Annotated in this window: 8 protein-coding genes; 5 read left to right on the top strand and 3 right to left on the bottom strand. The window is 70.2% G+C overall.

Annotated features, from left to right (window positions below):
• Positions 1-166: 166 nt before the first annotated feature.
• From ACIBJG_RS04595 to ACIBJG_RS04585, 3 genes are read right to left on the bottom strand one after another with little or no spacing between them, the layout of a single operon-like run.
• The gene (locus ACIBJG_RS04595) at positions 167-856 is read right to left on the bottom strand and encodes a TrmH family RNA methyltransferase (protein ID WP_399303843.1); all 690 of its coding nucleotides are present in this window, start codon (positions 854-856) and stop codon (positions 167-169) included.
• Positions 853-2,130, bottom strand: a complete 1,278-nt coding sequence (locus tag ACIBJG_RS04590; protein ID WP_399303841.1) for an HTTM domain-containing protein — start codon at positions 2,128-2,130, stop codon at positions 853-855. Before ACIBJG_RS04590 ends, ACIBJG_RS04595 begins: the two co-directional genes overlap by 4 nt.
• Positions 2,127-3,008, bottom strand: coding sequence for a DUF5819 family protein (locus ACIBJG_RS04585; RefSeq protein WP_399303839.1), 882 nt, complete (start codon positions 3,006-3,008; stop codon positions 2,127-2,129). Before ACIBJG_RS04585 ends, ACIBJG_RS04590 begins: the two co-directional genes overlap by 4 nt.
• Before the next feature lie 114 nt (positions 3,009-3,122).
• Between ACIBJG_RS04585 and paaA the strand changes: the two genes are divergently transcribed.
• The 5 genes from paaA to ACIBJG_RS04560 are packed head-to-tail and all read left to right on the top strand — an operon-like array spanning position 3,123 to position 6,746.
• On the top strand, positions 3,123-4,190 hold the full coding sequence (gene paaA, locus ACIBJG_RS04580; RefSeq protein ID WP_399303837.1) for a 1,2-phenylacetyl-CoA epoxidase subunit PaaA: 1,068 nt from the start codon (positions 3,123-3,125) through the stop codon (positions 4,188-4,190).
• The gene (gene paaB / locus ACIBJG_RS04575; RefSeq protein WP_219572877.1) at positions 4,187-4,477 is read left to right on the top strand and encodes a 1,2-phenylacetyl-CoA epoxidase subunit PaaB; all 291 of its coding nucleotides are present in this window, start codon (positions 4,187-4,189) and stop codon (positions 4,475-4,477) included. Before paaA ends, paaB begins: the two co-directional genes overlap by 4 nt.
• Positions 4,474-5,175, top strand: coding sequence for a 1,2-phenylacetyl-CoA epoxidase subunit PaaC (paaC, locus tag ACIBJG_RS04570; protein ID WP_399303835.1), 702 nt, complete (start codon positions 4,474-4,476; stop codon positions 5,173-5,175). Before paaB ends, paaC begins: the two co-directional genes overlap by 4 nt.
• Positions 5,169-5,687: a 1,2-phenylacetyl-CoA epoxidase subunit PaaD gene (paaD, locus tag ACIBJG_RS04565; RefSeq protein WP_399303833.1), complete on the top strand. Its 519-nt coding sequence runs from the start codon at positions 5,169-5,171 to the stop codon at positions 5,685-5,687. Before paaC ends, paaD begins: the two co-directional genes overlap by 7 nt.
• The gene (locus tag ACIBJG_RS04560; RefSeq protein ID WP_399303831.1) at positions 5,688-6,746 is read left to right on the top strand and encodes a 2Fe-2S iron-sulfur cluster-binding protein; all 1,059 of its coding nucleotides are present in this window, start codon (positions 5,688-5,690) and stop codon (positions 6,744-6,746) included.
• Positions 6,747-6,816: the final 70 nt, after the last annotated feature.

Genomic DNA, 6,816 nt, shown 5'->3' with positions numbered 1-6,816 from the left:
CCCCCCCCCCGCCCCCCCCGGCCCCCCCCCCCCGCGCCCCCCCCCCCCCCCCCCCCCCCCCCCCCCCCCCGGTTACGGGACGGGGCGGGGTGGGGCAAGGCCCGCCGCAGGCGCCCCCACCCGACCTCCGGCCGCGCCCCTCCGGCCCCACCCCAACGCCCCGCCCCTACGCCCCGCCCCCCGAAATATCCGCATACCGCTGCACCCACGCATGCATCGCGATCGCCGCCGCAGCCCCCGCGTTGATCGACCGCGTAGACCCGAACTGCGCGATCGAGCACACCATCGAGGCGTGCTTGCGGGCCTCCTCGGTCAGCCCGGGCCCCTCCTGCCCGAAGAGCAGCACACACCGCCGCGGCAGCTCGGTCCGCTCCAGCGGCACCGCGCCCGGCAGATTGTCGATCCCGATGATCGGCAGCCCTTCGACCGCCGCCCAGGCGGTCAGCTCCGCGGTGTCCGAGTGGTGACGGACATGCTGGTAGCGGTCGGTGACCATCGCTCCGCGACGGTTCCAGCGCCGCCGCCCCACGATGTGCACCTCCTTGGCAAGGAAGGCGTTCGCGGTGCGTACGACGGAACCGATATTGAAGTCGTGGCCCCAGTTCTCCACCGCCACGTGAAAGTCGTGCCGCCGCAGATCGAGATCGGCGACGATCGCCTCGCGGGTCCAGTAGCGGTACTCATCGCCCACGTTGCGCCGGTCGCCGTGGGCGAGCAGCTCGGGGTCGTACCGCTCACCCACGGGCCAGGGCAGCGGGTGCGGCCCGACACCGATCTCCGTCCCGAACCCCTCGTCGTACTGCGCCGGCTCGCCCGCACCATCGGTGCTGCCTGTACTGCCTGTCTCGCTGCTCACCCGACGAGCGTATGGCCCTCGCCGTCACGGCGCTGCGGTGCCTCCCGCCCCTCGGCACCGGCATCCGCACCGGCATCCGCGCCTACACCCACATCCGCACCGACACCCGCACCGTCCCGCGGCCCCGGCACCTTGCCGCGTCGCCGGAGCAGCAGATCCCGCCCGAGCACCGTCTTGCCCCCGAGCCACACGAGGAAGACGGTCGGCAGGAAGACGGCGTCCGCGGCGATCATGGCCATAGAGAAGAAGGGCAGCCCCAGCAGCAGGGCGATGCCCGCGTGCTCGCAGATCATCACGACGAGCAGCACGTTCTTGACGCGCCGGTTGAACAGGGTGAAGGGGAAGGCAACCTGCACGACGACGGTGGCGTACGTCAGCACCATCACCATCACACCGCTCGACGCGAGAAGGTCCGAGAGACCGGGCCACGGCGTGAAGTAGTCGAGATTGAGCGGGTAGTACAGCGCCGTGCCGTCCTGCCAGCGCGAACCCTGGATCTTGTACCAGCCCGCGGTCGCGTAGATCAGACAGACCTCGGCCATGATCACGACGAGCGTGGCGTTGTGCGCGAGGTTGGCGATGACGTCGAGCAGAGTGCGCGGCTCGCTGTCCGGTGCGTACCGGTTCACGGCCCACCAGACGCCATGGCCGATCCACAGGATCCAGAAGAAGACCGGCAGCCAGGTGGTTCCGCCCAGGCTCCCCGTCACCGTGGCCCCGCAGAGGACCGCGCCGAGGACCACCCACAGCAGCGGGCCGACGACACCGCCCCTGCGCGGGTCGCCGCCGGCCGAGCGCCGAGCGCGGCGCGCGTCCAGGGACCAGACCTGTCCGCACCGGGTCAGCACCAGGTAGATCGCCATGAGGTGGATGACGTTGTCGCCGCCGTCCCCCATGAAGATGCTGCGGTTCTGCAGGGAGAGCACACCGGCCATGAAAAGGACGGACATGGCCCGGGTGTGCCAGCCCACCATCAACAGCGCGGCGGCGACCAGGGCCAGCGCGTACACGATCTCGAACCAGACGGCGCTGTCCGACCACATGAGCGTGGTGAAGGCCTGGTTGCCGGAGATGAGCTGGTGCGCCATGTCCCAGCGCCACGGGGCGTCGGGGCCGTACATCTCGTGCCGGTGCGGAATTTCGCGCAGCAGGAACAGGAGATACGTGCCGGCGAAGCCGATCCGGATGACGGCGCTCTGGTACGGCCCCAGGGATACGGCCGTGATGCGCTGGATACCGCGGGCGAGCGTGCGGTCGGAGCCGGGTGTGCTCACTGGTCCGCCTCCTCGGAGGCGGCCGAGCCCTTGGGCAGGTCGGCCGCGGTAACGGTCCACCAGGGCAGTACCCGGTAGGACGGTTTGGTGCTGATCTTCTCGCCGCTCCACGCGGGGGCCGCCACGGACCGGACCTCGGACCGGACCTGGATCCTCAGGATGTTGCCGCCGTAGTCGTGCTCACTGAGACGCAGCATCACGATGCGCCGAATGTACTGCTCGGAGAGTTCGCCACGCAGCCCGTTGGCCCGGTTCTGGTTGTCGTGCGAACCGAGGTAGAAGTCCCATCCCCGGCGGAGTTCGTTCTGCTGGACGTGGCTGGGCAGCGGATTGCCGCGTATCGCCTCGGCGTCCTCGCCCGAGAGGCTCATCCATGGGGTGGTCCGCCGCTTGTCGGGGCCGGATATCTCGGCACGCACGTGCACGACGACGTTCTGCTGCAGGGGATTGGGTGCGAAGAGCTTCCAGTTCTGCTCGAACTCGGGGTAGATCCACTGGTCGACCGCCTCGCCGTGCTGTTTGGTCAGCGTGTTGGAGGGGGCGACGTGCAGGAACACCATGGCCATCTGCGCGCAGGCGATCAGCCCGATCACCGACAGCGCCACAGCGGCGACGACCTGGTACGGAAACGAGAGCCCGGCCATACCGACACGGGGCTCAGGGCCGACGCGGGGCTCAGGGCCGACGCGGGGCTCAGGGCCGACGCGGGGGGCCTCGGGACCAACGCGGGGGGCCGGGGGGCCCGAATCGGTACGGGCGTCCGATTGAGCGCGGGGCTCGGGAACCGTCCGTGTACGGGGGTCGGTCACGCTCTCGTCCCCGCCAGTGACGCTCTCACCGACGCCCCCGCCGACGCCCTTGTCGTCGTACGAATCCATCCCGCCCCGATCCCCGTCGATCCCGGTCAGTTATCCACAGGGTTGACACCCTACGGGCCGCAGACTCACCATTGAAGACATTGAACCGAACGATCGGTCGGTAGGGAGTCCGGGATGGCGGCAGTGACTGCGGGCCAGACAGCGCAGGCGACAGCAGGCAGTACCGATGGGGCGGACGGGGCCCTGGAGGCGGCGTTCGACGCGGCGGTGGCGGCCGACGAGCGCATCGAGCCGCGTGACTGGATGCCGGACGCCTACCGCGCCTCCCTGGTCAGGCAAATGGCGCAGCACGCCCACTCCGAGATCATCGGCATGCAGCCGGAGGCCAACTGGATCACCCGTGCACCCTCGCTCCGCCGCAAGGCCATCCTGATGGCCAAGGTGCAGGACGAGGCGGGACACGGGCTGTATCTGTACAGCGCGGCGGAGACCCTCGGCACGGGCCGCGAGGAGCTGCTCGACAAACTGCACGCGGGCCGCCAGCGGTATTCATCGATCTTCAATTACCCGACCCTGACCTGGGCGGACGTCGGCGCCATCGGCTGGCTCGTGGACGGTGCCGCGATCACCAACCAGGTGCCGCTCTGCCGCTGCTCCTACGGTCCCTACGCCCGGGCCATGGTCCGCATCTGCAAGGAGGAGTCCTTCCACCAGCGCCAGGGCTACGAGCTGCTGCTCGCCCTGAGTCAGGGGACTCCGGCACAGCACGAGATGGCCCAGGACGCCGTGAACCGGTGGTGGTGGCCGTCCCTGATGATGTTCGGCCCGCCGGACGACGCCTCGTCGCATTCGGCCCAGTCGATGACCTGGAAGATCAAGCGGCATTCCAACGACGAGCTGCGGCAGCGCTTCGTCGACATCTGCGTCCCGCAGGCCGAGGTCCTGGGCCTCACCCTCCCCGACCCGGACCTCCGGTGGAACGAGGAGCGCGGTCAGCACGATTTCGGGGCGATCGACTGGACGGAGTTCCAGGAGGTCCTGAAGGGCAACGGGCCGTGCAACGAACAACGCCTCACCCAGCGCCGCCGGGCACATGAGGAAGGCGCCTGGGTCCGGGACGCGGCCGCCGCGTACGCCCGGAAGCACACCGCCGTACGGAAGCACACCGATGCACCGAACACCGATGTACTGAAAACGGCTGCAGCGAACACGGCTGCAGCGAACGGGGAGGCGACAGCATGAGCAGCTCGACCGACTGGCCGCTGTGGGAGGTGTTCGTGCGCTCCCGGCGCGGGCTCTCCCACACCCACGCCGGCAGCCTGCACGCCCCGGACGCCGAGATGGCCCTGCGCAACGCACGCGATCTGTACACGCGCCGCTCCGAGGGCGTCTCCCTCTGGGTGGTGCCGTCCAGCCAGATCACGGCGTCCTCGCCGGACGAGAAGGACACGTTCTTCGAACCGGCGGGTGACAAGCCCTACCGGCACCCGACCTTCTACGCGATCCCGGACGGGGTGAAGCACCTGTGACCGCCGCCCTCGCCCTCGGCGACGACGCGCTGGTGCTGTCGCACCGGCTGGGGGAGTGGGCGGGCCACGCCCCGGTGCTGGAGGAGGAGGTGGCCCTCGCCAACATCGCCCTGGACCTGCTGGGTCAGGCCCGGATCCTGCTCTCCCTGGCGGGTGACGAGGACGAGCTGGCGTACCTGCGCGAGGAGCGCGCCTTCCGCAACGTTCAGCTGGTCGAGCAGCCCAACGGCGACTTCGCCCACACCATCGCCCGCCAGCTGTACTTCTCGGTCCACCAGCACGGCCTGTACGAGCGGCTGGCAGCCGGGGACGGCGAGTTCGCGGGTCTGGCGGCCAAGGCCGTCAAGGAGGTCGCCTACCACCGCGACCACGCCGAGCAGTGGACCCTGCGCCTCGGGGACGGCACGCCCGAGAGCCACGAGCGCATGCAGCACGGGGTGGACGCCCTGTGGCGCTACACCGGCGAGCTGTTCCAGCCCGTCGAAGGCGTCGACGTGGATTGGCAGGCGCTGCACAGCCGCTGGCTGGAATCCATCACCACCGTGCTGGAACGGGCCACGCTGACTGTTCCCACAGGCCCGCAGACCGGAGCCTGGACGGCCGGAGCAGGCCGGCAGGGCATCCACACGGAGCCCTTCGGCCGGACGATCGCCGAGATGCAGCACCTGCACCGCAGCCACCCGGGGGCGTCATGGTGACCTGGACGCCGCTGGAGGAGGAGCTGCGGAGCCTCGCGGGCGCCGTCCCCGACCCGGAGCTGCCCGTCCTGACCCTGGAGGAGCTGGGCGTGCTCCGGGGCGTGGAGGTGCTCGCACCGGGCCGCGTCACAGTGCGGCTCACCCCGACGTACACCGGCTGCCCGGCGATAGAGACCATGTCCACGGACATCGAGCGGGTACTGCACGACCACGGCATGACCGAGGTCTCCGTGGTCACGGTCCTCTCCCCTGCCTGGTCCACGGACGACATCAGCGCCGAAGGTCGGCGCAAGCTCGCCGAGTTCGGCATAGCGCCCCCAAGACCGCACGACACCGAACGGCCCTCAGCAGGGTCGTCAGCGGGGCCCGTGCCACTCACCCTGTCGGTGCGCTGTCCGCACTGCGGCTCGACCGACACGGAGCTTCTGAGCCGCTTCTCGTCGACCGCCTGCAAGGCGCTGCGCCGCTGTGTGTCGTGCCGCGAACCGTTCGACCACTTCAAGGAGTTGTAGATGTTCCATCCGCTCCGGGTCAGCGCGATCGAGCGGCTCACGGACGATTCGGTGGCCGTCACCTTCGCCGTGCCGCCGCAGCTTCGCGAGACCTTCCGCCACAAGCCCGGCCAGCATCTCAATGTGCGCTACACCGTCGGCGGCGAGGAGGTCCGGCGTTCGTACTCGATCTGTGCACCGGCCACCGAGCAACCGGCCGACCCCGCGCTCCGGGTGGGCATCCGGCTCGTCGACGGCGGCGCGTTCTCCACGTACGCGCTCAAGGAACTGGCGGTCGGCGACCAGGTGGAGGCGATGCCTCCGATGGGCCGCTTCGTGCTCGCACCACGCGCCGGGCAGTTCGCGGCGATCGTCGGCGGGAGCGGCATCACCCCCGTGCTGTCCATCGCGGCGACCCTGCTGGCCCGGGAGGCCGACGCCTCGTTCTGCCTGATCCGGAGCGACCGGACCGCCGCGTCGACGATGTTCCTGGACGAGGTCGCCGACCTCAAGGACCGCTATCCGGACCGGTTCCAGCTGGTCACCGCGCTCTCCCGGGAGGAACAGCAGGCGGGCCTCCCCTCCGGCCGGCTCGATCGCGTAAGGCTCACCGGACTGCTGCCCGCGCTCCTGCCGGTGGCCGGGATCGAGGGCTGGTACCTGTGCGGTCCGCTCGGCCTGGTCCGGGCCGCCGAGGGCGCGCTGAACGGCCTGGGGGTCGACCGGACCCGAATCCACCAGGAGATCTTTCACGTCGCGGACAGCCCGGAAGCATCCGCCGGGCCACGGGTCGAGGCCTCCGCGCACAGCACGCTCACGGCGACCCTGGACGGCCGCTCGGGCAGGTGGCCGGTGCAGGAGGGCGAGTCCCTGCTGGAGACGGTCCTGCGGAGCCGTTCCGACGCGCCGTACGCCTGCAAGGGCGGGGTGTGCGGGACCTGCCGGGCCTTCCTGGTCTCGGGCGAGGTGCGGATGGACCGCAACTTCGCGCTGGAGCCGGAGGAGACGGACGCGGGGTATGTGCTGGCCTGCCAGTCCCATCCAGTGACCGGGGAGGTGGAGCTCGACTTCGACCGCTGACCCGTGGTGGCCGGTGGCCGCACTCCGGCCGGGCTGTTCCCTTCTCGTAGAACCTGTTCTATCTTGACGC

The organism is Streptomyces sp. NPDC050422 (assembly GCF_044458665.1).
GTDB lineage: Bacteria > Actinomycetota > Actinomycetes > Streptomycetales > Streptomycetaceae > Streptomyces.
This window is presented reverse-complemented; position numbering and strand designations above follow the sequence as displayed.